We start from the raw sequence: 585 nt of genomic DNA, 5'->3' as shown, positions 1-585 counted from the left end.
TTGTCCATCGCCAGCTTCTGCTCGGGCAGCAGCACCGGCCAGAACATCGACTGCGTGATCAGCGACTGCTCCGTGCCGCCCGTGACAAAGGCCGCCTGGACCGAGCAGCGGTCCGGGAAATTGCCCTTGAAGTGCGCCGTGTCGACCTCGATCTTCTCGATCTCGCCCGGGTGCGCCAGCGCGATGATGGCCCAGTCGTTGCCCGGCTCGCGGCGCCGGCGCGTCTCCCAGCCGTCGCCCATGTTCACCCCGCGGCCCGGCATGAGCAGCGTCGAGGCCGGCCCGAAATGCTGATTGTTGGCCGCGACCACATAGCCGCCGTTTTCCATCGCGATCAGGTCGACCAGTTCCTCGCGCGAGCGGCGCGCCCAGTCGCATTGCGGCTGGCCGTACAGGCGCAGGCGCGCCAGACCGCCGTCCGGATACAGATTCACCCGCACGTGCGTGACCGGGCGCTCGCCGGCGAGCGCGTGATAGTGGTGGCTGTTGCCTTGCAGCGTGACCGAGCCCAGCACATCGAACCACTCGGTGCTCTCGGCCGGGGCGCCGTCCGGGCTGTAGCAGCCCTCGATCGAAGCGGCCGGC

Annotated in this window: 1 pseudogene; it reads right to left on the bottom strand. The window is 69.2% G+C overall.

Annotation, left to right across the window (positions count from 1 at the left end):
* Nucleotides 1–585 (bottom strand): annotated as a pseudogene (locus PTE30175_RS28065) (allantoicase); the annotation flags it as partial.

The organism is Pandoraea terrae (assembly GCF_902459695.1).
GTDB classification, from domain to species: domain Bacteria; phylum Pseudomonadota; class Gammaproteobacteria; order Burkholderiales; family Burkholderiaceae; genus Pandoraea; species Pandoraea terrae.
The sequence above is the reverse complement of the archived record's forward strand: the minus strand, read 5'-3'. Positions and strand labels throughout refer to the sequence as shown.